This window comes from Bacteroidota bacterium, from assembly GCA_016194975.1.
Lineage (GTDB): Bacteria > Bacteroidota > Bacteroidia > Palsa-965 > Palsa-965.
This window is the reverse complement of sequence record JACQAM010000003.1, coordinates 16,491-42,490: the sequence shown is the minus strand read 5'-3', so window position 1 is coordinate 42,490 and position 26,000 is coordinate 16,491. Positions and strand designations below refer to the sequence as shown.

The 26,000-nt window shown below is 42.2% G+C and carries 25 protein-coding genes; 11 read left to right on the top strand and 14 right to left on the bottom strand.

The features are described 5' to 3' along the window. The first annotated feature begins 52 nt into the window (after nt 1-52). Nucleotides 53-2,278: a hypothetical protein gene (locus HY064_00910; protein MBI3509192.1), complete on the top strand. Its 2,226-nt coding sequence runs from the start codon at nt 53-55 to the stop codon at nt 2,276-2,278. A 20-nt stretch (nt 2,279-2,298) separates the two neighbouring features. Here HY064_00910 and HY064_00905 read toward each other — a convergent pair whose 3' ends face one another. The 4 genes from HY064_00905 to HY064_00890 form a co-directional block, all read right to left on the bottom strand. Then, nucleotides 2,299-3,426 carry a rhomboid family intramembrane serine protease gene (locus tag HY064_00905; GenBank protein ID MBI3509191.1) on the bottom strand — a complete coding sequence of 376 codons (1,128 nt, stop codon included), beginning with the start codon at nt 3,424-3,426 and terminating at the stop codon, nt 2,299-2,301. A 130-nt stretch (nt 3,427-3,556) separates the two neighbouring features. After that, the gene (locus HY064_00900) at nt 3,557-5,452 is read right to left on the bottom strand and encodes an Nramp family divalent metal transporter (protein MBI3509190.1); all 1,896 of its coding nucleotides are present in this window, start codon (nt 5,450-5,452) and stop codon (nt 3,557-3,559) included. Continuing rightward, nucleotides 5,449-6,117, bottom strand: a complete 669-nt coding sequence (locus HY064_00895; GenBank protein ID MBI3509189.1) for a metal-dependent transcriptional regulator — start codon at nt 6,115-6,117, stop codon at nt 5,449-5,451. The genes HY064_00900 and HY064_00895 overlap by 4 nt, the downstream gene beginning before the upstream one ends. 103 nt (nt 6,118-6,220) lie before the next feature. Next, complete coding sequence (locus HY064_00890; GenBank protein MBI3509188.1) at nt 6,221-8,218, bottom strand: gliding motility-associated C-terminal domain-containing protein; 1,998 nt, start codon at nt 8,216-8,218, stop codon at nt 6,221-6,223. Nucleotides 8,219-8,451: 233 nt separating this feature from the next. On the opposite strand from HY064_00890, the gene HY064_00885 reads away from it, so the two are divergent. Together HY064_00885 and HY064_00880 are read left to right on the top strand one after the other, a co-directional pair. Beyond that, nucleotides 8,452-8,748 (top strand): DUF721 domain-containing protein, encoded by a 297-nt coding sequence (locus tag HY064_00885; protein MBI3509187.1) that lies wholly within the window; start codon nt 8,452-8,454, stop codon nt 8,746-8,748. Further along, on the top strand, nt 8,748-9,278 hold the full coding sequence (locus HY064_00880) for a bifunctional (p)ppGpp synthetase/guanosine-3',5'-bis(diphosphate) 3'-pyrophosphohydrolase (GenBank protein ID MBI3509186.1): 531 nt from the start codon (nt 8,748-8,750) through the stop codon (nt 9,276-9,278). The genes HY064_00885 and HY064_00880 overlap by 1 nt, the downstream gene beginning before the upstream one ends. On the opposite strand, the gene HY064_00875 is transcribed toward HY064_00880, so the two are convergent. The 4 genes from HY064_00875 to ubiE all read right to left on the bottom strand — a co-directional run bounded on the left by HY064_00875 (nt 9,279) and on the right by ubiE (nt 12,937). Further along, nucleotides 9,279-9,551, bottom strand: a complete 273-nt coding sequence (locus tag HY064_00875) for a hypothetical protein (protein MBI3509185.1) — start codon at nt 9,549-9,551, stop codon at nt 9,279-9,281. Nucleotides 9,552-9,855: 304 nt separating this feature from the next. Continuing rightward, nucleotides 9,856-11,427, bottom strand: a complete 1,572-nt coding sequence (locus HY064_00870) for an FAD-binding protein (protein ID MBI3509184.1) — start codon at nt 11,425-11,427, stop codon at nt 9,856-9,858. 6 nt (nt 11,428-11,433) lie between these two features. Then, nucleotides 11,434-12,162, bottom strand: coding sequence for a PorT family protein (locus HY064_00865; protein ID MBI3509183.1), 729 nt, complete (start codon nt 12,160-12,162; stop codon nt 11,434-11,436). 31 nt (nt 12,163-12,193) lie between these two features. Next, nucleotides 12,194-12,937: a bifunctional demethylmenaquinone methyltransferase/2-methoxy-6-polyprenyl-1,4-benzoquinol methylase UbiE gene (gene ubiE / locus HY064_00860; protein MBI3509182.1), complete on the bottom strand. Its 744-nt coding sequence runs from the start codon at nt 12,935-12,937 to the stop codon at nt 12,194-12,196. Between the two features lie 485 nt (nt 12,938-13,422). Here ubiE and HY064_00855 point away from each other — a divergent pair, with 485 nt between their 5' ends. The 5 genes from HY064_00855 (at nt 13,423) to eboE (ending at nt 18,835) form a co-directional block, all read left to right on the top strand. Continuing rightward, on the top strand, nt 13,423-14,325 hold the full coding sequence (locus HY064_00855) for an EboA domain-containing protein (protein ID MBI3509181.1): 903 nt from the start codon (nt 13,423-13,425) through the stop codon (nt 14,323-14,325). An 80-nt stretch (nt 14,326-14,405) separates the two neighbouring features. After that, complete coding sequence (locus tag HY064_00850; GenBank protein ID MBI3509180.1) at nt 14,406-15,314, top strand: TatD family hydrolase; 909 nt, start codon at nt 14,406-14,408, stop codon at nt 15,312-15,314. Between the two features lie 195 nt (nt 15,315-15,509). Next, a complete protein-coding gene (gene eboC, locus HY064_00845; protein MBI3509179.1) occupies nt 15,510-16,406 on the top strand; it encodes a UbiA-like protein EboC in 897 nt (298 codons plus the stop codon). Nucleotides 16,407-16,502: 96 nt separating this feature from the next. Beyond that, a complete protein-coding gene (locus HY064_00840; protein ID MBI3509178.1) occupies nt 16,503-17,624 on the top strand; it encodes a 3-dehydroquinate synthase in 1,122 nt (373 codons plus the stop codon). Between the two features lie 2 nt (nt 17,625-17,626). Next, complete coding sequence (gene eboE, locus HY064_00835) at nt 17,627-18,835, top strand: metabolite traffic protein EboE (GenBank protein ID MBI3509177.1); 1,209 nt, start codon at nt 17,627-17,629, stop codon at nt 18,833-18,835. A gap of 5 nt (nt 18,836-18,840) precedes the next feature. Here the strand turns inward: eboE and HY064_00830 are convergent, their stop codons facing one another. The 6 genes from HY064_00830 to HY064_00805 all read right to left on the bottom strand — a co-directional run bounded on the left by HY064_00830 (nt 18,841) and on the right by HY064_00805 (nt 23,622). Then, nucleotides 18,841-19,113, bottom strand: a complete 273-nt coding sequence (locus tag HY064_00830) for a cytochrome c (GenBank protein MBI3509176.1) — start codon at nt 19,111-19,113, stop codon at nt 18,841-18,843. Between the two features lie 18 nt (nt 19,114-19,131). Continuing rightward, nucleotides 19,132-20,403 carry a hypothetical protein gene (locus HY064_00825; protein MBI3509175.1) on the bottom strand — a complete coding sequence of 424 codons (1,272 nt, stop codon included), beginning with the start codon at nt 20,401-20,403 and terminating at the stop codon, nt 19,132-19,134. Nucleotides 20,404-20,491: 88 nt separating this feature from the next. Beyond that, a complete protein-coding gene (locus HY064_00820; GenBank protein ID MBI3509174.1) occupies nt 20,492-20,878 on the bottom strand; it encodes a cytochrome c in 387 nt (128 codons plus the stop codon). Then, on the bottom strand, nt 20,875-21,420 hold the full coding sequence (locus HY064_00815; protein ID MBI3509173.1) for a hypothetical protein: 546 nt from the start codon (nt 21,418-21,420) through the stop codon (nt 20,875-20,877). Before HY064_00815 ends, HY064_00820 begins: the two co-directional genes overlap by 4 nt. After that, nucleotides 21,413-22,726 (bottom strand): polysulfide reductase NrfD, encoded by a 1,314-nt coding sequence (nrfD, locus tag HY064_00810; GenBank protein ID MBI3509172.1) that lies wholly within the window; start codon nt 22,724-22,726, stop codon nt 21,413-21,415. The genes HY064_00815 and nrfD overlap by 8 nt, the downstream gene beginning before the upstream one ends. Further along, the gene (locus tag HY064_00805) at nt 22,726-23,622 is read right to left on the bottom strand and encodes a 4Fe-4S dicluster domain-containing protein (GenBank protein ID MBI3509171.1); all 897 of its coding nucleotides are present in this window, start codon (nt 23,620-23,622) and stop codon (nt 22,726-22,728) included. The genes nrfD and HY064_00805 overlap by 1 nt, the downstream gene beginning before the upstream one ends. A gap of 381 nt (nt 23,623-24,003) precedes the next feature. On the opposite strand from HY064_00805, the gene HY064_00800 reads away from it, so the two are divergent. Genes HY064_00800 through HY064_00790 form a run of 3 tightly spaced genes read left to right on the top strand, consistent with a single transcriptional unit; the run spans nt 24,004 to nt 25,879 of the window. Beyond that, nucleotides 24,004-25,365 (top strand): alkaline phosphatase family protein, encoded by a 1,362-nt coding sequence (locus tag HY064_00800; GenBank protein MBI3509170.1) that lies wholly within the window; start codon nt 24,004-24,006, stop codon nt 25,363-25,365. 41 nt (nt 25,366-25,406) lie between these two features. Continuing rightward, nucleotides 25,407-25,589 (top strand): hypothetical protein, encoded by a 183-nt coding sequence (locus HY064_00795; protein ID MBI3509169.1) that lies wholly within the window; start codon nt 25,407-25,409, stop codon nt 25,587-25,589. Next, a complete protein-coding gene (locus tag HY064_00790; protein ID MBI3509168.1) occupies nt 25,577-25,879 on the top strand; it encodes a type II toxin-antitoxin system RelE/ParE family toxin in 303 nt (100 codons plus the stop codon). The genes HY064_00795 and HY064_00790 overlap by 13 nt, the downstream gene beginning before the upstream one ends. The last annotated feature ends 121 nt before the right edge of the window (nt 25,880-26,000 follow it).

Genomic DNA, 26,000 nt, shown 5'->3' with positions numbered 1-26,000 from the left:
AAAAATATTGCTGTTTATTTTATCTGATTGTCGTTGTATAGCAATGATGAGTGTGGCAATTATTTTTTTTCCGCAGGTGATGCGTGCGCAATCCGTGCGCGAACAGATCGATGCCGACCGGCGTTCACTTTCTTACGAAGACGAAAAAACGCTGGAGAAGGCGAGGGAATTCATCCGGATGGACACATCGTATTACGTTGGCTATATGTATATGGGTGCGTTTCATTTTTATCGTGCGAATGATAAACTCGGTTTCACACAGGTCGTTGTTCCGCTTTCGAATGCAATGCGACTGATGGAAAAAGAATTCGATGCGCAGTTGCGTACACGCACGAATGACCTTTTCAGTTATTTAAAAGTGAGTCCGCTCCAGAATGATTATTGTACGATCGCTTATTGGCTCGAACAGAGTTACCAGAATATTGATGAGCCGGACAAAGCGTTTGCAGTGCTCGAACATGTGCGCGACAAAAGATTGCAGTATGAAAACGGGATAGATACGTACAACACGATGGCGTGGATCTATCACAGGAATCGTGTTTATACTTCGAAGAATTTTAAATTCCTGAAAAATTCTGTCGCTGCCAATGATTCTGTTGCGATGATGTATCTCGATTCTGCGATCACCACTTACCAGCAGAATGCAGAACTGAATGTGGGGATCTTCGATGCAACGTTCATCAACCAGCAATACCTCTACGTTTATCATTACAAAGCGATACTCTTCGATTACAAACTCAATATCGATTCCGCGAATTATTATTACGACATTCTTCTCCGCACCGGTTATTACAGCAGTAACAATTATGCAGAATTCAAATATGCATTGGGAGATTTTAAAACGGCCGACGATTATTTTCATGAAGCAGAACAACGGGAAGGAACTTCCGAAAAACGTACGCGCGAATTTTATTATATGCGCGGCAATCTCGATGAGTTCCGTGCGCGTCCTGATCTCGCCGACACTTTGCTCAGCCAGGTGATCGAAAAGCAGGGATCGACTCCCGGTTTCGGATGGCATTCCATCGGACTTGCACGTGCGTTGTATTATGAAGGACTAACGGCTGAAAGTGAACAGCGGAATATTAAAGCGCAAAATTTTGACGAGCTACATATTTCTACCACGTGGGGAAAAGAACAGTACAATCTCGCAGTGATGACGCTGAATTATTCCAATCAGTTGCGTTTTGAAAGAGAATATTTATTCGAGAATGATCAATGGTATTTCTGGTTCAACCCGGTTAACTGGTGGAAACTTTTTGAATATTCTGTGAAGAACCGTGAACTGAAACTTGTTCTTGCTTCTATGGTCGCCGCAAATCCCGAGCGTGCGCAGGTCATCTACCCGATATTCTCGAGTGAGAATCTCATCAACTTTGATGAAGTGTGGACCGTGATCGATGGATTCGGAACAGATTATTTCATCAAATTCTATTCTGATCTCCTGGAGAAAGACAAACGTCCGCTCATCAAAAAATATTATAAATATTTTCTGGGAAAACTTTATGCATCAGAAGGAGACAATGCAAAGGCGCTGGATTATTTCAACCAGGTGCTCGACGATCCGGATATTGATGACGAATACAACAAATTGCTTTACGCGCGTGCGTGCGAAGGAATTGCACTCACCACTTCAAACGCTGATGATCGTTATTACTACACGAGAAAAATGTATGAAGCATTTCCACAACTCGTTCCGTTCTCCGATGTAAAAATGAAATTCAATCTCGACATCAGCAACGACATCAATGATTCAGGAGTGAGTGCAGTTGGAAAATTCGGATGGTTCTTTGGTTGCATTGGATTACTCGGTGGAATTGTAATGTATTATCTCGTTAGTTCCGGCCGTGTGAAAATTAAAATGAAATTTGTTTATGGAATAACAACGCTCTTCATTTTATTCGCGGCCATTCTCATCTGGGGTTCGAAAGCCGGTGAGAAAAATGATCCCGCCAGCAATTGTATTCGTCAATTGAAAGAATGCTCCATCGATTTCAGCAATCGTTCTGATGTTCCTGTTGTGCACGTGGAATTCGATGTGAAGAAAGATGGAATGGATATTCATTACAGCGTGGAAGGCGCACACACTTCTGCCATCGGTGATTCAAACCCGTTGGAAGGATCATTCCATGTAGAGGATTTCGAATATAGTTTTGCAGGAAAATTACTTGCTTATCATTTGTTCGGGATTCAGAAATCCCGTTTAGGCGGCGAATATCTGGTGGATGACGTAGATGCGAAGATGAAGAAAATAGAGAAAGCGGATTCAGTAAAATAAATTTCAGATTTTTTTTCGCGTTATTTTGATTCCGTTTCAAAATTTAGCAGCAACATTTTTTTTCTGACCTCATCTGCCTTACGGTTCAAATTGTATGCGCTGTCAATGAAAGAACTGTTTTTTTCTTTTTTTGCTTTGAGAAAATAATCGCCGGCATTCAATTTCATTTCTGCATAAGCGCCAAGGCCGTGAAAATAAATCCGTGCACTGTCGGTAATATCATTTTTTCCTTCGAGCGAATCGGCAATGGCGCGGCAACGCTGCCAGGGCTGAATGAAATTCTTCTCTACATTTTCAAGAAGCTGTTCATTCGTATGAGCAATAAGATAATGCTGCGCTGATGTTTCCGTTTGTTCGAAGTGAAGCATCAGCGATTCCACATCGCCGCCAAGCGGAGTTATGAAACGAAAAATAAGAATACCGATAAAGGTGATCACAGCCGATAAAAAAACAAAAGTGTGACTGTTGATCTTCTGGTAATAGAATTTTTTAAGATCGAAATAAATGAGATATCCTCCAATGGTTCCGGTAATAAGTCCGCCGATGTGCGCAGAATTATCAATGTGCCACGAAAGGCCGATGAGTAAATTAATTCCTATCGCCTGCAACATTCCTCTCAGCATTCTTCCGCGAACTTCTTTATTGATAAGATCCGTTGTGAGTAACGCTGCAAAAACCCCGAATGTTCCGAAGATGGCGCCCGATGCACCAACTGCAACAGAATCTTCGTGCCACCACATGCTTACTGCACTTGCTCCTAATCCTGAACAGATGTAGAGAATTAAAAATCTCCATTTGCCGATGAAAGTTTCAAGCATTCTTCCAATGACAAAGAACGCGTACATGTTCGCAGCAAGATGGATGATACCAAAATGCACGAACATACAGGTGAACATTCTCCAGATTTGTCCGTGAACAAGCGTCAGGTTTCTCGAATTCGCTCCCCAAATAACAAGATCATTGGAGTCAGGCGCAATGGGATTTGATCCGGTCAAACACATCGCGATCCACACCAGAATATTCAGATCAAGAATGATCGCAGTGAAAAAGTAATCGCCTTTCGGAATAAACGCATTCAGAAAATTCTTCCACCACGGATTTCTTTCCGGAGTTCCGTTCCCTGTGTTATCGTTGTTCTGTTCTTCCATTGAAGCGCTAAGGTAGAAGTCGTAAAATGAATGGCAATGATTAAAATTACCCTTTGTATTTTTTTTGGAATTGAAAAATGTTCAATGTAAATTTTTCTCGTTTTCTGGCTACTGCCGTTATTTCCTGCCGCTAATGTTTACTTTTTCTTACAATAAGAACAGGAATATTTATCCGGTGCCGCACAGTTTCTACAGTCGTTCCGAGAAGAAGGTCTTTGAAAAAATTATGTCCGTGCGCTCCTATCACGAGCAGATCACTTTTTGCTTCGATCACAATCTTCGGGATCATTTCTTTCGGATTACCAAAACCGAGAATGGTTTCCACCTGGTAACCTTTCTCGCGTAGTTTTTTTCCATAAACCTCCAGCATTTTTTCATCGAAGGTGGTTTCCATGTCTTCCGTTTCGGCACTCATTACGCGCGCGCCCGCAGTTTCGGTTACGTGGATCAGGATGTAAGTTGCATGTTTTCCACCCTGGCCAATAGCATTGCTGATGGCCACTTCATCGCTCGCAGAAAAATCAACACACATCGCCACACGCTTGAATGAAATATTCTCGTGTATCGCCGGCAGATGTGAAACATCATGAGGTTTTGTTTTCTTTTCTGAAAGTGCTTTGGAAACCAGCGGACGAAATGTGATCCACAATAATAAACCTCCGACAAGAATGGAAACAGGGATAATGAGAAAACGGATCACCGTGTGATCGCCGGGTTTTGAAAGCCAGTCGTGAATGGAAAATTTTACAAGAAAAATATTGAGCACGATGATCAGTGCCGCGGTGATCCATGCCGGAATGATGAGTTGCAGATTGATTTTGAATTTTCCCATGAGTTTTTTACTGCTCACAAAATGGATAAGCGGAATGATCGCAAATCCAAGTTGAAGACTCAGGATCACCTGGCTGAGGATGATAAGGTCGTTCGTCATTTTTTCTCCAGCGATCATGATCGTGATCACCGCAGGAATGATCGCGAGAAATCGTGTGATGAGACGGCGTATCCACGGTTGCAAACGAATGTTGAGATAACCTTCCATCACGATCTGGCCCGAGAGTGTTCCGGTAAGTGTTGAACTTTGCCCTGCCGCGATCAATGCGATCGCAAAAAGAACAGGTGCAATTTTCGCACCGAGTAAACCTGCGAGTAACGGATGTGCTGCTTCTATTGTTTGTACATCTGTTCTTCCTTTCATAAAAAATGCGCAGGCGGCAAGAATGAGAATCGCTGCATTCACAAACAAAGCAAGATTAAGCGCGATCGCCGAATCGAAAACATTATAACGTATCGCGCGCCACACTCCTTTCGGCGAACGATCGATCTTCCGCGTTTGCACGAGTGCGGAATGCAGGTACAAATTATGCGGCATCACTGTTGCACCAATGATGCTGATCGTAATGTACAATGCAAATGAATCGGGGATCACTGGCTTGAGTCCGCCAATGATATCGTGTGCAGAAGGTTTAGCAAGAAATAATTCTGCAATGAATGCAAGGCCGATCACACTAATGAGTCCGATGATGAATGCTTCCATTCTTCTTATTCCGAATCGCTGCAAAGCGAGCAGGAGGAACGTGTCGAAAAATGTGATGAGAACTCCGGCGATCATTGGCAAACCAAAAAGTAATTTTAAACCGAGCGCCATACCAAGAACTTCAGCAAGATCGCAGGCGGCGATCGCGATCTCGGCAAATATCCAGAGTACAAAATTGATCGTGCGCGGATAATGTGCGCGTGTTGCCTGCGCGAGATCAAGCCCTGTTACCAATCCGAGCCGGGCGCTTAAGCTTTGCAACAGCAGTGCCATGAAGTTTGAAACGACAAGCACCCACAATAAAGTGAAACCATATTTACTTCCGCCGGCAATATCTGTGGCCCAGTTTCCCGGATCCATGTAACCGACACTCACGAGATAAGCGGGGCCAAAGAATGCAGCGAATTTTTTCCACCCGGTTCTTTTCACAGAAGCATCAATGGTTTGATGAACGTCGCCGAGTGAATTACTATTTTGCGAACTGTATTTCATCGGGAAGCAGATCTTGTTTTTTTAACGAGAATATTTTTTGTGATCTGCGGGCTCATGTGGATTTTTTTTCTGTTGATTCGGACCACTATGGAGCGATCGTATTCAACGATATTTTTTATTTCAAATGCACTACCAATCCGCGTCCCGGTTTTATCGAGGTGGCGGAGAAAAACAGGATTGTCTTCTGTTACGCCGGTCACAACGCCTTTGTCGCCGGCGCGCAATTCTGAAAGAAGAACACTCCGGTTGTCCGGAAATTTTCCTTCGCTATCGGGAATAAGATCTCCATGCGGATCTGTTTTCGGGAAACCGAGGTAAGCATCGAGTTTTTCTGTAAGTGAAGAAGAGTGAATATGCTCAAGTTGTTCGGCAATATCATGCACTTCATCCCATTTGTAACCGAGTTGTTCGACGAGGAAAACTTCCCAGAGCCGGTGTTTTCGCACTACTTCTATTGCAACAGAAAATCCTTTCCCGGTAAGTGAAACGCCGCGATAGGGTTTATAGCGTATGAGTTTTTTCTCAGAAAGTTTTTTCAGCATATCGGTAACGGAAGCTGCCTTCGTACTCACGATAGCGGCAATATCATTCGTACTGACCGGTTCGCCGTTCTTTGCAACGAGTTTCCAGATCGCCTTGAGATAGTTTTCTTCGGAATGTGACATTTCAATATTTCAGTTAACAAAAATAATAATTTAGACTTGTCTAAAAAAATATCCATGCAAAAATAAAACCCGGCTTTGGAGGCCGGGCTTTAGAAAAGTATTTTTACCTGATGACGTGAACGAATCCGTGATTTTCTATTGGAGCCATTCCCGGTTTGCAGCGCGATGTCATTTTCGTTACCCAATAGTAAACGCCTTCTGTACAATCTTTGCCGTGCGCTTTTCCATCCCAACCAATATTGTAATCATTGGAGTAGAAAACCTGGTTGCCCCAGCGGTCATAGATCCATATCTCGTAAACATCAATGTAGAGATAACGGAAATCATAAGCAGGAGTAGAATTCGTGGTTGAAGTCTGGTTCGCTACCGTCTGATCATAATACGGGTAGAAGAAATCATTCTTCATGTCGCCGTTAGGCGTGAACACGTTCACAGTTGTATCCGGGTTGAAGAAGTTTACTGGCGGATTCAGATTCAGAATAATACTATCGTAGATCGGACAAGCGGGCGGTGACCAGAGCACACACATATATTCAGCACCTATCTGCGGACCCGTTACAGTGATTGTATTCGAAGAACTGAGGTAAGCAAGTGTATCTGAATTCGGACCGATCCAGGTATAATTCTGGTAACCGGAAGGAGCGATGAGTTTGATATCAGGATCACCCGGACAGAAATCATAAATAATATTTGACGTGTCTAATCGCGCCGGTTCATTAACCGTGACCGTATCGAAATCAGTACAACCCAGCGAGTCGGTGAGATTAACGATGTAAGTGCCGGGTGGTACATTGGTAACATTGGCCGTACTTGCAGGTGGAGTTGTATTCCACGCGTAGGTGTAAGGAGGAATTCCCATTGTGGCACTTGCGGCCAGTGTACCATCTGAGAAACGCCAACAACTCGCAGGCGTGGCTGTGGCGTTCGGGAAAATATGAGTGTACTCAAGAGCAACCGGAAGAGTATTATGACAACTTGTGTCCACCGAAGAAACGAGATAAACATAGAAAGTATCTCCAACGGTTGGATTGCTTACGATCAATGTATCATTCGTTGCGCCGTTGATAGGAGTATGATTCGGATCGAGCCACTGATAAGAACCGTAACCGGTTGGTGCAGTAAGTATCAGTTGAGTATTGCCAGGGCAGAAGTGAACCTGAGCTGCGAGTGAAGAACATGCACAATCTACATAAGCATATCCCCAATGGCCACTCTGCGTACATCCTGCAACAGTGAAACGAACAGTCACCTGCTGATTGAGATAAGCAGATAAGTCAAAGTTCACTGTTGTCCACGGTTTATAATAAATAGTAGTGTCAGGAGCATACTGGAAAAATCCATTTATAGTTGCGGAAGTTCCTGCAACCACATAAAGCTGTGTGCATGAATTAATCGGTTGTCCGCTTGGATCGAGCACTTCAATACGCATATAAGGTTGCCAACTCGGTTGGTGTCCTCCGCTCCAAAGCACACAAGCATACTGGTAAGCAAAACTTGTAGAATTCGGGCCCACAATAAAAGTTTGTTCGAGAATTTCTCCCTGGTAGTTTGGTGTGGTGCCTCCCATTCTTGCAGCATAAATTCCGCCACCTGTTGGTACAACAGGAAATCCGCCATAAGGATCGGGACCAAAAGCATTTGAAACAATAGTATGACGCGCAGAAGAATTGCTGAGCGCAGCATTCAATCCCATAGTGAAAATACCAGGAGTTTGAGACTGAAGAGGGCCGAGTGAACTCACGGTATTGTCACCGATCGCTCCTGCCCAACCTGTAAAATCACCTAATTCAAAATCGACGTTATCACAAGCTACATCCGGATAGGAAGGATTATTCTGTTTCAGATTCGGAGGAGTATATCCGGCAGAATATTTTCCGAGATGGAATTTCTGATCGATGTAATTGCGTTTTGCGAGTTCGATCTGGTTGTTTGCTTCAACAGGGTCGCTTGCTTCACCGCATTGCTGTAATGCAACATCAACCTGGAATCCTGCAAGAGAATCCAACACGATGTCATTATCAGTTTGCGTGGAAACCTGTGCTAACACAGGAATCGCAGAAAATGAGCAGGCTGCGATGAATAGAGTAAGTTTTTTTTTCATGGTAAATAGGGTGTCTGCCAGACCTGCTAATATACTAAAGTTATCCTTTGAATGTCAAGTCATTGGCAAGTTTATATTCACATAACGCCAAAGATCAGAAAGGGTACAATCTCCTCGTAAATTATTGAAAATTAATTGATAAACTACGTTGTTAACCAGCCGGAAATCTTTTGAACAGGATAATTTTTTTAACATCGTCTTCTTAAATTCACAAACAATTAATCCTGATCGCGATGACAGTCAAAAAAGGAAATGAGTACACGATAGCTGAGGCGATACGGGAAATGATGGAAACTTACCGGCTTGATGGGAAAATAAATGAACTGAAAGTCCTGAATTCCTGGGAAAAAGTGATGGGGCCGGTGATATCAAAATACACGAAGAAAATGCAGATCAATAACAGGATTCTTTTTATTGAATTGAATTCTGCTCCGCTTCGTGAAGAACTTTCTTATGGAAAAACAAAGATCATCAGTATGCTCAATTCCGAAGCAGGCGCAAATGTGATCGATGATATTGTATTACGCTGATGAAACTCCTGATAGACGCTATTCTTTTTGCTTCTGAATGTCATTCGGGCCAAGTGCGGAAAGACGGACACACGCCTTATATCAATCATCCGCTTGAAGTGATGCACCTGCTCATTTCAGAAGGAGGAATTGATGATCATGAAATTCTTATTGCTGCCGTGCTGCACGATGTAGTAGAAGATACGCAGGTGACGGGTCAGGACATCCGTGAAAAATTCGGGAAGCGGGTAGAAAAAATCGTTCTTGAATTGACGGATGATAAATCGCTTTCGAAAGATGAAAGAAAAAAAGCACAACTTGATTCTGCTGCTTCGTTGTCGCGGGAAGCGCGATTCATTCGCCTGAGTGATAAGATCTGCAATGTGTACGATATTCTTTATGCACCTCCGGGAAACTGGGGAATGGATCGCAGGCGCGATTATTTATTCTGGGCAGAAGCGGTGATAGAAAAAATAAAAGGAATAAATGAACCGCTTGAAAAAAAATTCGCTGAGCTGATGAAAGAAGGAATACGTTTTCTCAATGCATGATCAGCGCACTTCAGGGCCAAGCATCTTCGGCCTCACTTCTGAAACATGGATCAATTTTATTTTCACCGGATCATTCATCTGAAATTTCATCCTTGTCAATGCAATTTCGAATGCGCTGGAATTAATGCTGTCGAACGAAAGTTCAATCGAATCGTTGACCACTACTTTTCTTGTGGTGAATACCGGGATTGAATCTTTACAAATCAATTCAGGATTTTGGAAGTAAATATTCTTACCCTGAAAACTTACATTAAGAGGCTGTTTAAATTTCATCCTTCTGTTTTGTTATGCGCCATTTTTGTCCATCCTTCGTTGCATTTCTTGGCCGTAGTCGCTCCACTATGGCCTGCAAAATGCGCCTCGGCTGAACAAAAATGGCATCATAACAATTTCAAAAAATGAATTTTAAACAGCCTCTAATAACCAGCGTGTCAAGTTGGGAACAATCTGCAATTTCGTAAGTAGGAATATAGGTCGGATGCTCAATAGATATTGCTTTCTTTTCACGGCATTCCGTCAATGGAAAAATTAAAATGATAAATGCAATTAGTTTTATCGCCTTCATTAACGAAGCAATTTACAGAACCGCGATCATCTCCGCACATTTCTGCCCGTCCATTGCCGCAGAAACAATTCCTCCCGCATATCCTGCTCCTTCTCCGCACGGAAAAAGATTCGTGATCTCTACGTGATGCAATTTTTCTTTATCGCGCGGAATGCGCACGGGAGAAGATGTTCTCGATTCCACTCCAACCACCACGGCTTCATTCGAAAGGTATCCTTTCATTTTTTTTCCGAATTCACGGAATCCTTCCTGCAATCTTTTCCCGATAGATGCGGGAAGTAATTCGTGCAGCGGCGCAGAAATAATTCCCGGCGTATAGGAGCATTCCGGAAGTTTGCGCGAAAAATTTCCATAGGCAAAATCAGCGAGCGCCTGCGCGGGTGCGACTTGGGTTTTTCCGCCGGCTTCCCATGCTGCACGTTCGAGCTGACGCTGAAAATTCAATCCTGAAAATTCCGCACTACCATTTTCATTTTTCAATTCCAACGGATCAACCGGAACAACGATGCCGGAATTTGCAAATGGATTATTTCTCTTCGAAGGCGACCATCCATTCGTCACAATTTCTTCCTGAGCGGTCGCGCATGGCGCAATGATTCCGCCCGGGCACATGCAGAAAGAATAAACTCCTTTTCCATCCACCTGGTGAACGAGCGAGTAGGGAGCAGGCGGTAAATATTTTCTCAGGTTCTGCACTTCTTCCACACGACAACGATATTGCAATGAATCGATCAGTTCCTGCGGATGCTCCACGCGCACGCCCATCGCGAATGGTTTTGCCTCGATCAGAATTTTTTTGCGATGAAGCAGTTCGAAAATATCGCGCGCAGAATGGCCGGTGGCGAGAATAATATTCTTTGCAGGAAATTCTTTTTCCGTTCCATTCCGGACAGCAGTGACTGAAATGATCTTTTTTTCATTGAGCATAAAATCAGTTACGCGCGTATCGAAATGAATCTCTCCGCCGGAAGCAAGAATATTCTCCCGGATCTTCACGATGATCTCCGGTAGTTTGTTGGTTCCTATGTGCGGATGCGCATCAATGAGAATATTTTCATCGGCGCCATGGGCCACAAATAATTCCAGTACAGAATTGATGTCTCCTCTTTTTCCGGAACGCGTGTATAATTTTCCATCGGAATAGGTTCCTGCTCCGCCTTCGCCAAAACAATAATTGGAATCGGGATCCACGATCATTTCTTTATTGAGTATAGCAAGATCACGTCTTCTTCTTCGTACATCTTTTCCGCGTTCGAGAAGAATTGGTTTTTTCCCGAGATCAATCAAACGCAGTGCTGCGAATAATCCCGCAGGGCCTGCCCCGATGATAACCACTTCTTCTTTTCCACTCACCTCTTTCGGTTGCCAGGAGAAAATTTTATTCATCACCGGTTCGTCAATGAAAACATCTACGCTGAGCATGATCTTCACAAAACGCGAACGTGCATCAATGGATCTTTTGCGCAATAGAAAACCATTCAGTGATTCAGGATCGATACCAGTGGCTTCGCATATCTGCGCACGTATTTCCCGCGCGTCATTCGCCTGTGCAGGCGTGAGCGCTAATTGAAGTGAACGGATCATGTCGGATTATCCCTCGAATGTGAAGGAAACAAGAAACACCTGCGATTTCAGCGAATCGAGCGTGCGTGCGTAAACGGTGTCGTCTTTAATGAGCAGGTTGCGCAGTCCCATGGAAAGTTTCAACTCAATTCCGAATTTAAAATAAGGAAGAAAAAAATCGACACCGGCTCCTGCTTCGTAGGCCCAGTCGTCTCTCGCGATCTTCACCACTTGCTGCGCCGAAGAAACAGAAGCATTATTTACATCTTTCTGCGATGCGAGATCGAGCACATATTTTCCACCACCGATCATGTAAGCTGCAAAATTTCCGAGACGTTTCGAACGCACTTTTACATCGAGCGGGAAATCAAGAAAAGTAGATTCTACTTTTTTTACAATATCGAACGTGTCCTGTCCGGCAAAATGGTATTCGAGTTCGCGCGAACCGAAAGCAATATCGGGAGTGAAACGCAGCGTTACATACTCCATCATTCGCAATTCTGAAACAATTCCCAGGTTGAACCCGGTAGCCGGCTTTGATAAAATTGTTTTCAATGAATCGCCGGCCACACTTCTCCAGTTTTGCACGGGCGTGATTACGAAATTCGTCCTGTTTACGCCGAGATAAAATCCGAAGTGGATAGGGTCGCCATAATATTCGGCACGGTTCATGGCCGACTGCGCGCCCTGTTGTGCACAAAGTGCTGCCGGCAGCAGTGAAACAAAAAGAATGAACCGCAAAAAAATGAAACGCATTGTCAATTATTTAACGGGTTCAAAGATAAGTTTATTGTTTAACCTGTTCCTTCATCCCTGTATAGATAGAGGCGATGCCAAAAGCCAAAGGTTGCCTTGTTGTATTCACAAATCCGGTTTTTTCAAGAATATCGGTGAATGCTTTTCCGTCGGGAAATACTTTCACCGATTCAGGAAGATAACGATAGGCCTTTTTGTCTTTCGAGATCATTCCGCCAATAGCGGGAGTCAATTTATAAAAATGAAAATTGTAGAATTGCTTTGCAGGGAATTTCGAAGGGCGTGAAAATTCCAGGATCACCAGTGTGCCGCCGGGTTTAAGAACACGCAGCATGCAAGCAAGCCCTTTCTCAAGCGATTCAAAATTCCTGACGCCGAATCCCACGGTGATCGCATCAAAAGTATTATCAGCAAATGGAAGATTTTCCGAATCGCCATATTGCAATTTAATTTTTTTTTCGAGTCCTGCTTTTTTCAGTTTTTCTCTCCCGCACGCGAGCATGCCTTCGGAAATATCCACGCCGACAATTTTTTCGGGATTAAGTTTTTTCAGACTTACAATCGCAAAATCGCCGGTGCCGGTTGCCACATCAAGAACTGTTTTGGGATGAAACTTCAGAAGTTTTTTCACCGCTTTTCTTCTCCAGCTTTTGTGAATTCCAAACGAAAGCAACGTATTGATGAAATCGTACCGATGCGCGATGTTGTCGAACATCTTTGCGACCTGCGTTTTTTTTCCGGTCGTGGAATCGTAAGGCGTAATGGTGGATGACATACGTGCAAAGGTAGCTAACTGTTGGCAGTTGCCTGTTTTCGGTTGGTGTTCGGTAGTGGCTCAGTTTGCTCTTTTCCGATTCAACTTCGCGCCTTGGCGCCGCAGCCTGCCCTGAAGAATTGAAGGGCGGTTCCTAAACCATTCTTTTATTAAACCGCAAAGACGCTAAGGCGCTAAGAATTTTCAAACTGACCCACTACCTGGTGTTTCAGAGGCAACTAAATATTCCCTTGCGTGAGGCCCGCCCGAATGATGCTGAGTCGGGCACGCCCAAAGAAAAAAGCAAATGATTTTCCAATGAGAATTTCCGAATGTCCAATAGCTAATGACATTTGGCCAATGACATTAGGGCATCTCTAATAACTTCGAACTGCTGCGTTGGGCTACGTCCTCAAAATCCTCATTTACCAATAGTAAATCCCGCCTTGCATTTCGGTGTTTTTAGAGATGCCCATTAGTATATTTGCAATGCAATAAAAAGCACGATGAGTATAATTTCATTTTTACCGACTGATGTTTCCAAGGCGAAGAAATTCCTGAAGGAAAAACTGGGCGGTATTCTTGAAAAAAATATTAACGAGGAACTGGAAAGCGTGCTGAGCGGGCTGAAAGAAAATACTTCGGCGGATTATTTATCGAATGCATTCAGTAAAGCAGTTCGCTTATTCGGAAGATCGGAATTGAAATTTTCTGCAGATGAATATGCGCAAGCCGGAAAGATCTGTGAAGGATGGAGGCCGCCGCGTTCAATTGATAAAGCGGTCCGCACGCTGATCCTTTTGCAGATTCCTAATGAGAATGAAACTGAATATGTGCATACTATTGAAGATCTTTTTTCTACGGCCGATGCCGGTGAGCAGGTGGTGATCTATTCTGCGCTTCCTCTTTTTTATTTTCCGGAAAAATTTATTCCGCGATGCATGGAAGGTGTTCGTTCAAATATGGGAGAAGTTTTTGAAGCTGTTGCCAATGAAAACCCGTTTCCGTCGAATTATCTTCCGGAAGATGCATTCAACCAGATGGTGTTGAAGTCTCTTTTTGTAGGAAAGCCATTGTATAAAATTCAGAATTTACACAAGCGGCCGAATAAAAAACTCGCGCACATGGCAAGCGATTACGCGCACGAGCGCTGGGCTGCGGGAAGAGAACTGAATCCGGAGACCTGGCAATTGGTTGGAGATTTTCTTGAAATGAAAGACATGACTGATATGTATCGCCTATCGCGAAGTGAAAATTATTTCGAGCGAATGGCAGCTGCAATCTGTTGTTCGCAATGCCAGATCACTGATGCTGAAGAAATTTATGCGATGAGTGAATACAAAATGAAAGTGGAAAGCGGAGAACTCAACTGGAGAAATCTCGGGGTTGAAATATGGACTACTAAATAAAAAAGCGACAGTTCTCAGCGTCAGTTTAAAATAGCCAGTCAGAATTTCAAATCGTAAATTGTACATCGTAAATTATCAGAATGAAATACATCGATCCTCACATACACATGGTCTCGCGCACGACCGACGACTATGAAGCCATGCGCAAGGCCGGAATTGTGGCCATCATTGAACCTTCTTTCTGGCAGGGACAATTGCGCACTTCGGCCGGAACTTTTCTCGATTATTTCAATACGCTCGTGGGTTTCGAAAGATTCCGTGCCAGTCAATTCGGAATAAAACATTACTGTACCATCGGGTTGAATTCAAAAGAAGCAAATAACGAAGCGCTCGCCGAACAGGTGATGCACCTGCTTCCGAAATTCATTTACAAAGACGGAGTGGTTGGAGTAGGAGAGATCGGCTATGACGACCAGACGGATCTTGAAGATAAATATTACCGGTTGCAACTGGAATTGGCGAAAGAAGCAAAACTTCCCGTGCAGATCCATACGCCGCACCGCGACAAGAAAAAAGGAACTTCACGCAGCATGGATGTTGTATTGGAACACAACCTTTCCCCGCGCATGGTGATCGTCGATCATAACAATGAAGAGACCGTGAAAGAAGTGCTCGACCGCGGATTCTGGGCGGGCTTCACCATTTACCCGCACACGAAAATGGGAAATGAACGTATGGTGGAAATTGTAAAGCAATATGGTACAAAGAATATTTTCATCAACTCCGCAGCCGACTGGGGCGTGAGCGATCCGCTGGCCGTTCCGAAAACTGCCGCGCTGATGCTGGAGCGCGGAATTTCTGAAGACGATGTGAAAAAAGTCTGTTACTCCAATGCGCTTGAAGCATTCGGACAAAGCGGACAATTCAACGAGAGCGATTGGCTGAATGCAGATCCCGTTGATCAGAACCTGAAATATCATGGCAATTCCATTCTGCGCGGCGGACAAAAACCATTGGTGGAAGAGAAGGATCCGAAAATCATCAGGTGAAAAAAATAATGTTCAATGTCATTTGGCATTGTGTATTTTTCTTTCCTGAAAAATAATCGTTGAATGTGATTTATCCATTGGTGAAATGAAAACTATAAATCATCAGGTGAAAAAAATAATGTTCAATGTCATTTGGCATTGTGTATTTTTCTTTCCTGAAAAATAATCGTTGAATGTGATTTATCCATTGGTGAAATGAAAACTATTCTCGCGTATTTACGATTGATGCGTCCCGCAAATATTGTGACGGCAGTCGCCGATATCCTCGCGGGATTTTCATTAGTAACCTGGAAAGATTACGACACGGTAACGGATCATTCTTCAAAACTTTTTTTTCTCATTATTGCAACGATCGGTTTGTATGGCGGTGGTGTGGTAATGAATGATGTTGCGGATGCTGAACTGGATAAAATTGAAAGGCCGGAACGATCTATTCCAAGTGGATTGGCAAGCAGGAAAGGCGCCTCCATTTTCGGAATTTGCCTTCTGATCTTTGGGATTTGCGCGGCGTGCATGGTTTCACTTCTCAGCGGAGTAGTAGCTTTTTTCGTTGCGTTATTCGCATTGAATTACGATTTTTTCGCAAAGCCGCATAAATTTTTCGGCCCACTCAATATGGGATTATGCCGCGGTGGGAATTTATTATTAGGAATGAGCGCGTCCGTTTGGATCCTGCGCAATTGCTATCCGCTCGCGATCCTGCCGGTCATTTACATTGCTGCAATTACCATGATCAGCCGCGGGGAAGTAATGGGCGGAAATAAAAAAGCAATTCTTGTTGCCGGATTTTTTTATTTGATGGTGATCGCCGGATTACTTTTTATTCCATTTTATGTGATCCATAAAACAGATATTTTCATCACAGATGCTTTTGCCATCCTGTTCGCCGCGCTCATTTACCAGCCGCTTTTCAATGCGTTTTCCGATCCCGCACCAATGAATATCCGCAAGGCAGTGAAAGCAGGCGTGCTCGCACTCATAGCGATGGACGCTACCATTTCCGTTTCATTCATGGGCTGGCACTATGCTTTGATCGTCCTCGCGCTGCTTCCTGTTTCTGTTTTACTTGCAAAGGTTTTTTCTGTAACGTGATTTTTTGATCTTTGTTTTTTGTCCGTTCTGGAGAATCCCGATTGTTATCGGGAGAGAACTTATTGGTAATTTCGGAATCAATTTCAGAAAACCGCCGTGATCCGCCAGCAATTCAAAATAAATTTTTCCTACCCGGTTTTTTTTGTCGATTCATTTTTTGATCGAGAAAAAAACAAAGAAGATATTTTCGCACAATGTGGAATTCAAGCAGGGAGTAAATTTCTTTTTGTAATCGACAATGCAGTTGTTGGAACTGATTTGGATTTAGTAAATCGAATTGAAAATTATTTTAAAAATTCCCCTTACAAATTGGCAACAGCAAGAATGATTGTTGGTGGAGGAGAAACAGCAAAAAATGATTTCGGAGTTCTTCAAAATATTCTTTCGGCAATTGATGAAAATAAAATGGATCGACATTCTTATGTTGTTGCAATTGGAGGAGGAGCCGTTCTTGATGTTGTTGGATTCGCTGCTGCGATTTCTCATCGTGGAATTCGTCACATTCGTTTTCCGTCAACTGTTTTATCTCAAAACGATTCTGGTGTTGGTGTGAAAAATGGAATAAATTATTTCGGGAAGAAAAATTTTCTGGGAACTTTTGCCCCACCCTTTGCTGTTATCAACGATTGTTCTTTTCTGAAAACTTTAGATGATCGTGATTTCCGTTGTGGAATTGCGGAAGCGATAAAAGTTGCGTTGGTGAAAGACGCAGATTTTTTTGATTTCATCGAGAAGCATGCAGACGAATTAAATAATCGTGATGAAAAAATTATTAAGCAATTAATTTACGTTTGCGCCTCGATGCATTTGCAACATATTGCCAGCGTCGATCCTTTTGAACAAGGAAGTTCGCGCCCGCTGGATTACGGACACTGGAGTGCGCACAAGATTGAACAATTGAGCAAGTATGAAATTCGTCATGGTGAGGCCGTGGTTATTGGAATGTGTTTGGATGCCGTTTATTCAAATCTCATTGGGAAATTGAGCGAAAAAGAATTGTTGCGCCTCATCAATCTTTCGGAAAAATTAAATTTCAAATTGTTCGCGAATGAGATGGAAAATAATTTACTTGAAGGGTTGCAGGAATTCCGTGAACATCTCGGGGGAGAATTGACCATTATGTTGCTGGAGAAGATCGGGAAAGGAATTGAAGTTCATGAAGTGCATGAGCAACTGATGATGAATGCTGTTGGTTTTCTGAAGAATTTCAAATCCTGAAAATGGAGATCGCGGAGAATTTACATCTCACGTATTGTTCCAACATTCATCCCGGTGAAACGTGGGAAGAAGTTTTCGCTGCGCTGAAGAAAAATATTCCCGGAATTAAAAATTCAGTTTCTCCCGATAAAAAATTCGGAATTGGTTTACGATTGAGTGCGGAAGCAGCAGGCGTCCTGTTGACGGAAAATCATCTCGATGAATTCAAATCGTGGTTGAAGGGGAAGGATTGTTATGTTTTCACGATGAATGGATTTCCATTCGGGAATTTTCATCATTCCATTGTAAAAGATGAAGTGTACAAACCCGACTGGACCACCGATCTTCGTTTGCAATACACGCTTGACCTCATCAATGTGATGGCCGAATTAATCTCAGAAAATTCCGAAGGAGGAATTTCAACTTCTCCGTTATCTTTCAAACCGTGGATCAAAGACACCGCCCAGTTGGATTTTATTATTAAGTCTTCCTGTTTTCATTTGATGAAATGCGTGGAGGAAATGGCGGCGATCAGGAATTCGACAGGGAAAATAATTCATCTCGATATTGAACCGGAGCCGCGTTGCCTGCTGGAGAATTCTGATGAAACAATTTTCTTTTTTAAAAATTATCTCATTCCATTCGGCGTAAATTATTTCAACGACAAAAATGGTTTGAATAATGAAGAAGCAACAAAACTCATCCTTGACCACATCCGCATCTGTTATGATGTTTGCCATTTTGCTGTGGAATTTGAAGAACCGGGAAGCGTGATCGCGAAATTTCAGAATGCAGGAATTAAAATCGGGAAAGTGCAGATCAGTTCCGCGCTGAAAGTCCTCACGGAAGAAAAAGCAGATCGAAAAAATATCCTGGAAAAATATTCTTCATTCGCAGAGTCAACTTATCTCCACCAGACGATTGCAAAAAATAATAAAGGAGAACTGCGCCATTTTACAGATCTTCCTGATGCATTAAAAGAATTTGAAAATAAAGACTGGGTCGAGTGGCGCACGCATTACCATGTGCCTGTGTTCATGCCCGCTTATAGTGCGCTCGCTTCTACGCAGGAAGACATCCTGGAAGTTTTTGAGATCCTGAAAAAAAATAAATTTACTTCTCATCTCGAAGTAGAAACCTACACGTGGGATGTTTTACCAAAAGAAGAAAAATTGCCGATTGATGAATCCATCATCCGTGAATTGAAATGGCTTTTGGAAAAAATGAAATGAATCGCTTATTGTCCTGACTGAAGAAACTCAAGAATTTTTTTGCATTCTTCATCGGGGATCATGGCCCGTGTCTTCATGTGCATCACCAGAACCTCCCATTGGGCGGGAGAATAAACAGACGAGGCAGGCGCATTGTGGCATCTGGAACAATTTTCGCCCCAGAGTTGTGAGCCGCTTTTTTCCGATTCAATATCTTTACTTGCGCCGCAACTTCCACCGATAGTTGCAAGTGCGATTAACGTTATTGCAACGAACAGAATATTTTTTATTTTTTTCATGACCTTCAATTTAAAATTTTATAATCCCATTGCAAATTGTATCACCAATGTTCCCGGCGGGGTAGCAGGTGTTGTTCCCTTAACCGGGTCTTTAGCAATGTAATTCTGTTCATAAGCGATTTTAATAACTGCATTCCATTTCAGCCAGTAATCCACCACGTAAGCTAATTGCGTTCTGCTTTTTGCCGCAGAAGATGTAGTTGGCATTATCCAGTTGCCATAGGCTTTGTCAGGATAAGTAACAGAACCATAACGAACGCCTACTTCAATTCGCTTGAGGTATTTATTTTTCATCATTGCCCCGCGATAATTAAAAGAAGCATAATAGGCGTGACTATTGTTGTTTGCAAATGAGTATTGCTTTCCGATGTTTGTTCCTGTATCGCTCGATAAAGTGTAAAGAAAATTTCCAACCGACAGCATTGAATATTGAGAACGAACAGTGATTGTTCCCTTAATGGGTTCAATATCTTTCGCAAAAGAAAAATAAACTCCGGAATGAATTGCTTTCACATTTGAATTTAATTTATCACCGGTTGCGCTTACCACCTGGCTTCCATACCATCCTCCGAATTCTAAACAATTATCAGAGAAAGGCAGAATTCCTATTCGGGCGACCAATGCTTTGTTCGTATTATTATCAATAATATTTTCATACTCGAGGTTGCCTATGTTTTGTGTTGTGGTATTTGATGCGTCTTCCTGCTGTGTAATCAATTTCGCTCCATTGAGTAAAGCAACAGCGTAATGCATCTTGGCTATGCCAATGGGAATTCCGCCATTCAGTTCAATTCCTTCATCCGATCCGGGTTCAATACCTCCGTGGCCAATTCCAACCGGGCGACTCGTGAAACGGTTGGAGATTCGCTGGTGATACCAATCTTCAAAAACTCCATAAGGAGTGAACAGCGCTCCTGCTTTAAACAGCATATATTTATTTATAACATAATTCATATTTGCATATTCAAGTTCAACTGCCACCCCTTCTGCTGCAGCATTTCCGCTCGTGAGTGAGGGATCTTCCTGCCAGCGGCTGGTTTGAAATTCTATTTCACCTTCAAAGAATAGTTTATCAGAAAGTTTGTACAGGATCACCGGGTTGTAACCGAGTGTTGTAAATGTGGCGGTGTTTCCTCTTGGTGATGAAAGATATTTGAATCCGTAAAACACATCGCCGGTGATCACGTATTTCAATTCTCCAAAGGTGGGAGAAGGTTTAATGCTGTCCTGGGAAAAAACATTTCCAGAAATAACTATAACAAATACAAATAGTGTAAGAATGTTTTTCATGGCTAATAAAAATTTGTGACACAAAAATTTGAAAATTGAAATGAGTACAAAATGATTTCAGTCAGGAGGAATAATGACTTTCCTCAAATTATTTTTTTATTGCTCCAAGTGTCCTGATATAATTCACAAGATTCCATCGCTGGTCATCACTGAGTTTTCCTTTGAAAGCGGGCATCGGTTTTTTCCCTTCACCGATTTTCCAGAAGATGGCTCCGTCGGACTGCGACCTGAAATTTTCGGAAGTAAAATCTCCTACTGAAACATCAAAGTCTGCTGCTTTCGGGCCATCACCTTTTCCTTTTGATCCATGGCAGGATTTGCATTGTGGCGAATAAATCAGTTTGCCTGCATTAATCGAATTCTCATCAGCAGCAACCGGATTCTTTAATTTATCGGCAGAGGGCGGAGCCACCCATTGTGTTTTTTGCTGGAACGCAAAAATTGTAAAAGACAGAAGTAATATTATTTTTTTCATGTGTTGGACTTATTTATCTTTTTAATAGAGCGCATAGTTTTGAGTACGAAGGCATAGGTTAGCCAGACGCCGCCAAGCAGAACACTCACCACAATGATCAGCCATACCGGCGCTTTGGATGCCCATATTGCTCTACTTGTTTTTTGCGTTTTCAAATCGGGCTGACGTATTGTTTTAAATTCAATTTGGCCTGATGCGTCATTCACATCATCATTATCTTCAATTACAACTTTAATAGTCATTAACCCATGATCTGGTTGTGGAGGAAGATCCATTGGAATAAATACCTGTGCGCGTCCTGTACTGTCGGTTGTTTCTTCCGGCAATTCCATCCATCCGAATAATCTCTTCACTTCGAAAACCACTGAAATATCTTTAAGTGGAATTTCTTTTTCTTTTTTATGAACCCATGCAGAAATGATATAACCGCTATCGGTTTTAAGCACATTCATTTTTATTGTACACGAATCTTTTTCTGCTCCTGAAACTTTTGCGAAAACAAGGGTCAACAGAAAAAATACTATGAATTTTATTTTATTCATCGATGCTTTTTTCTATGGTGAAATTCTCTGCTGTTTCTACGATTGGAACAATTGGAAATAATTTTGAGAACCCTATGTACACCAGGAAAAAACCTGCAAAAGAACCTGCAACTATCATCCATTCGGCTGCACTTGGAAAATAATTGCCATATCCTTTAACTGCATTTTGTATAGGGATAAACGGATGAAGCAGTGTTGGAATAACGACGAGATATCTTTTTACCAATGAGCCCAGCACAATCAAAACTGAAGCAATTACCATCGAGGGAACAGATTTTCTTATTGCTGAAAACGCAAGCATTACCATTGGAATAAACAATCCTGCAGTTTGTACCATCCAGTAAATCCAACTGTACTTTCCGTAGAAGAGATCAGTAAGTAATTCTTTTTCGCCGCGCTCCATTTTGTAAGCGGGAACTCCATATTCATTCACATTGAAATAAAAATAAATCAATGCCAGTGTGAGCAGTAAAATCGATAACCGCTGGAAATGTTTAAGCGTAATATATTTTTCAAGATGATATGCTTTGCGGAAGCCAGCCATCGCAATAATTACAGCAGCACATCCCGACATAATTGCACCTGCAACGAAATAGGGGCCGAAGATGGTGCTTGACCATCCCGGGCGAAGCGTCATTGCAAATAACCACGAAACAACGGTGTGAACGGAAACAGCAATCGGAATAATTATTAGGGTCATTATGCCAATACACTTATCAAGAAGTTTTTTCTGTTCGGGAAGATTGTTCCATCCGAGAGAAAGTTTTGAATAAATAAATTTTCTTACCGTTGAAATTTTTTTTGAATCGCGCAACAAAGCGAGATCCGGAATCATCGGGAGATAAAGAAAAAGAATACTCCCGAAAAAATAAGTCAGGATGGCCATTACATCCCAGAGTATTGGCGACTGAATTCTTCCATAAAATAAAAGATGCAGCAAGCGATCGGGGCGGCCTAAATCGAAGATCGGCATCAGCGCAGCGAAGAGCAAAGATGAAAACGTAATCGCTTCCGCCATTCTCGTAATGGGATATCGCCATTCTGCTTTTGTTAATCTCAGGATCGCCGACATGAGCGCACCTACGTGACTGATCCCGATAAAAAAAATAAAAACAGAAATATATAATCCCCAACTCACATAATCTCTCATAGCTGTCACCACAAGCCCGTTCTTCAGTTGATAGATGTAGGCAAAAATTCCTGCAAGAAAAATTAATGTAAGCAGCCAGATCAGTATTTTTCCTTTCACAGAAAATGGCTGCATCTTACTCATCAATTCATTCTGTATGGACAGTTGCTTTGTCATTAAGATTGCTGATTTTTTTCCGGCCCAGGATACATCCTGCTATACGGCGGCAAATAATATACACGCGGTTGTGTTCCTAATTCTTCCATGAAGCGATACGCAGATTTTTCTTCGAGCATTTGCGAAAGGCGGAACGTATTGCCCGACCCATCTGTAACCGCATCTTCAATTTCATCTCCGAAATAAATAGCATCCATAGGGCAACCTGTTACGCAACCAGGAAGTTTTCCTTCTCTCGCCATGTGCGGACAGAAATCACATTTTTCAACGCAACCTTTTTTACTCTGAAAAACATGTTCTATTGATTCATTTGATTCTATGATATTTGGTTTAATGGGTTCAGCCCAATTGAACGTGCGCGCAGAATAAGGACATGCTGCCATACAAAATCTGCAACCAATGCATCGCTCATTATCAATTGCAACAATTCCATCTTCGCGTTTAAAAGTTGCATCAACCGGGCAAACTTTTGTACAGGGTGGGTTGTCGCAATGAAAACAGTTTTTCGGAAACCAGTAAGGCGCTTCTTCCGTGTTATCCTGCATTTTCAAAACTTCAATCCATTCTTTCGTGGGAGGAAGAAAGTGCATTTTATTGCAGGCTTCAGTGCATTTTCCACAGCCATCACATTTTGAAAGATCAATGACCATTACAAATTTTCTTCCAGGAATTCCTTCGCGCCCTTCGGCATTTGTAATTACTGAATGTTCACTGGATAATTTTGATTTCGGCACCGAAACTAATTTCCCATCCGGAGTAAGAACAGCCACTTGTTCTCCAGTATCATTTTCAGGATCGCACGACTCAAGCAATGAACCGGATAAAAAACCGGCGCCCAATGCAAGAAAAGAGGAGCGGAGAAATTTTCTTCTGTCCGGTTTATTTTCTGAATCCATTTTGTCGATAAATTTTCTTCACCTTCTGAGAATAAGAATAGAAGATGAATAGTTAGCGGTTAAAATTCAATGGGATGAATGATTATGCTATTAATCATTTCAAAAGTAGATTCGATGAAAAGTTTACTGAATGATGATGCTCACTTAAGTTGGTGAGGGAAATCAGTACCGATGATTTCATTCGTAATTCGTATATCCGCACTTTCCGCATTCCGTTCCCGCATTCGTAATTTGTAAATTCGCACTTCGCATTTTCGCACCTATTCGCACTTCGTTCCCCTATTCGTAATTCGTATATCCGCACTTTCCTCATTCCGTTCCCGCATTCGTAATTTGTATATTCGTCCCGAACATTTTCGGGATAATTCGCAACTATAATAAATGAATCGAATCGCAGTCATCAACGTCGTTGGACTTACCCGGTCTCTCATCGGGGAGCACGCTCCGTTTCTAAAAAAATGGTCGGAGAAAAAAAATATTTCTCTTGTGCATCCCATTCTTCCCGCTGTCACCTGTTCCGTTCAATCCACTTATCTCACCGGGAAAAATCCGAAGGAACATGGGATCGTTGGCAATGGTTGGTATTTTTCCGAGGAGTGTGAGGTAAAATTCTGGAGTCAGTCGAATAAACTGGTGCAGGCGGAAAAGATATGGGAAGTGATGAAGAAAGAGAATCCGGATTTCACCTGCGCAAATATGTTCTGGTGGTACAATATGTATTCGTCAGCCGATTTTTCCGTAACGCCGCGCCCGCAATATCACGCCGACGGATTGAAATTGCCCGATATTTATTCTCATCCTTCTGCGCTGCGCGATGAATTGCAGAATGAGCTTGGAATTTTTCCGCTGTTTGATTTCTGGGGGCCGAAGACAAGTATCCGTTCTTCGCAATGGATTGCTGATGCTTCCATGAAAGTAGAAGAGCGATATTCGCCCACACTTTCATTGGTATATCTGCCACATCTCGATTATTGTTTTCAGAGGAATGGAAATGATGTAGCGAAAAATAAAATTGATCTGAATGAGATTGATCGTGTTTGTGAAAAATTAATTTCATTTTATGAAAAGAGAAATGTGAAAGCGGTCGTGCTGTCTGAATATGGAATTACTTCGGTGAATAATCCTGTTCATCTGAATCGTGTGCTTCGGAAAAATAATTTCATCTCCATTCGGGAAGAAAGCGGTCTTGAACTTCTTGACGCAGGTGCATCGCGCGCATTCGCGGTGTGCGATCACCAGCTCGCGCATGTATATGTGAAGGAAAAAATTGAAATTGAAAAAGTAAAAGCCCTCCTCGTAAAAACCAACGGAGTAGAAATGGTGCTGGATAAAAACGAGCAGAAAAAATATTTCCTGGATCATGATCGTTCAGGCGATTTGATTTGTGTTGCCGACAAAAATTCCTGGTTCACTTATTATTATTGGCTCGATGATAAAAAAGCGCCTGACTTCGCGCGCACGGTAGAGATCCATAAAAAGCCCGGCTACGATCCTGTAGAATTATTTCTTGATCCGCAGATCGCTGCACCTGCATTGAAAGTCGGATCAAAAATTATTAAAAAGAAATTAGGATTCCGCTACCTGATGGATGTAATTCCGCTCGACGCAACTTTGGTGAAAGGATCACACGGAAGAATTCCGGAATCGAAGAATGACTGGCCGGTTTTCATTGGTGGAGGAAAAAACGAGAATAAAATCACTTCGCGTGATGTCTTTGGTATTCTCCGGGATATCTTGAAATAATTCGTGCTTTATTTTGTAACTTAGGGTCAAATTCTTTTCCTATGCTGACTAAAACTAAATTACTCTTGTCCATTAAGGATCTTCCGGAAAAATTTTCGATTGAGGATCTTCTGGATCGTGTCTTATTCCTCCAAAAAGTTGAAACCGGGCTGGAACAATCTGCTAAAGGAAAAAAGGTTTCTACGAAGCAAGCAAAGGAAAAATTGAAGAAATGGTTGAAGTAAGTTGGACTGAGCAGGCAATTGACGACATTGATAATATTGCAAAGTTTATCGCGAAAGATTCCGCAAAGTTTGCACGAATTCAAGCAAGACGATTTTTTGAGGTTACCTTAAAACTGGAGAAATATCCTTTGGCTGGAAAGATCGTACCTGAAATTGGTAATAAGAATATCAGAGAGATAATTCTGGGAAATTACAGGATCGTTTATAAAATTGTTTCAGTGAAGAACATTGATATCATTTCTATTCATCATAGCTCAAGATTGCTGAATAAAGCTATTCTCAAAAAATAATCCGGGGGTATTGTACGGTAGAAAATTGAAACTGAGATTTCCGCGACAAATGTTTTTGATGAATAGAGTTTATATCGATTAAGAGTTGTATAACTATGATTGCAAGCGCTCTATTATTAAA

Bases quoted from the DNA above. Each gene is read 5' to 3' on its own strand.
- HY064_00830 (MBI3509176.1), bottom strand. From the start codon at position 19,113: ATGAAAAAAATAAAAAATATTCTGTTCGTTGCAATAACGTTAATCGCA.
- HY064_00800 (MBI3509170.1), top strand. From the start codon at position 24,004: ATGAATCGAATCGCAGTCATCAACGTCGTTGGACTTACCCGGTCTCTC.
- HY064_00825 (MBI3509175.1), bottom strand. From the start codon at position 20,403: ATGAAAAACATTCTTACACTATTTGTATTTGTTATAGTTATTTCTGGA.
- HY064_00795 (MBI3509169.1), top strand. From the start codon at position 25,407: ATGCTGACTAAAACTAAATTACTCTTGTCCATTAAGGATCTTCCGGAA.
- nrfD (MBI3509172.1), bottom strand. From the start codon at position 22,726: ATGACAAAGCAACTGTCCATACAGAATGAATTGATGAGTAAGATGCAG.
- HY064_00875 (MBI3509185.1), bottom strand. From the start codon at position 9,551: ATGAAATTTAAACAGCCTCTTAATGTAAGTTTTCAGGGTAAGAATATT.
- eboE (MBI3509177.1), top strand. From the start codon at position 17,627: ATGGAGATCGCGGAGAATTTACATCTCACGTATTGTTCCAACATTCAT.
- HY064_00900 (MBI3509190.1), bottom strand. From the start codon at position 5,452: ATGAAATACAGTTCGCAAAATAGTAATTCACTCGGCGACGTTCATCAA.
- HY064_00865 (MBI3509183.1), bottom strand. From the start codon at position 12,162: ATGCGTTTCATTTTTTTGCGGTTCATTCTTTTTGTTTCACTGCTGCCG.
- HY064_00905 (MBI3509191.1), bottom strand. From the start codon at position 3,426: ATGGAAGAACAGAACAACGATAACACAGGGAACGGAACTCCGGAAAGA.
- eboC (MBI3509179.1), top strand. From the start codon at position 15,510: ATGAAAACTATTCTCGCGTATTTACGATTGATGCGTCCCGCAAATATT.
- HY064_00850 (MBI3509180.1), top strand. From the start codon at position 14,406: ATGAAATACATCGATCCTCACATACACATGGTCTCGCGCACGACCGAC.
- HY064_00815 (MBI3509173.1), bottom strand. From the start codon at position 21,420: ATGAATAAAATAAAATTCATAGTATTTTTTCTGTTGACCCTTGTTTTC.
- HY064_00870 (MBI3509184.1), bottom strand. From the start codon at position 11,427: ATGATCCGTTCACTTCAATTAGCGCTCACGCCTGCACAGGCGAATGAC.
- HY064_00895 (MBI3509189.1), bottom strand. From the start codon at position 6,117: ATGTCACATTCCGAAGAAAACTATCTCAAGGCGATCTGGAAACTCGTT.
- HY064_00880 (MBI3509186.1), top strand. From the start codon at position 8,748: ATGAAACTCCTGATAGACGCTATTCTTTTTGCTTCTGAATGTCATTCG.
- HY064_00885 (MBI3509187.1), top strand. From the start codon at position 8,452: ATGACAGTCAAAAAAGGAAATGAGTACACGATAGCTGAGGCGATACGG.
- HY064_00890 (MBI3509188.1), bottom strand. From the start codon at position 8,218: ATGAAAAAAAAACTTACTCTATTCATCGCAGCCTGCTCATTTTCTGCG.
- HY064_00820 (MBI3509174.1), bottom strand. From the start codon at position 20,878: ATGAAAAAAATAATATTACTTCTGTCTTTTACAATTTTTGCGTTCCAG.
- HY064_00855 (MBI3509181.1), top strand. From the start codon at position 13,423: ATGAGTATAATTTCATTTTTACCGACTGATGTTTCCAAGGCGAAGAAA.
- ubiE (MBI3509182.1), bottom strand. From the start codon at position 12,937: ATGTCATCCACCATTACGCCTTACGATTCCACGACCGGAAAAAAAACG.
- HY064_00805 (MBI3509171.1), bottom strand. From the start codon at position 23,622: ATGGATTCAGAAAATAAACCGGACAGAAGAAAATTTCTCCGCTCCTCT.
- HY064_00790 (MBI3509168.1), top strand. From the start codon at position 25,577: ATGGTTGAAGTAAGTTGGACTGAGCAGGCAATTGACGACATTGATAAT.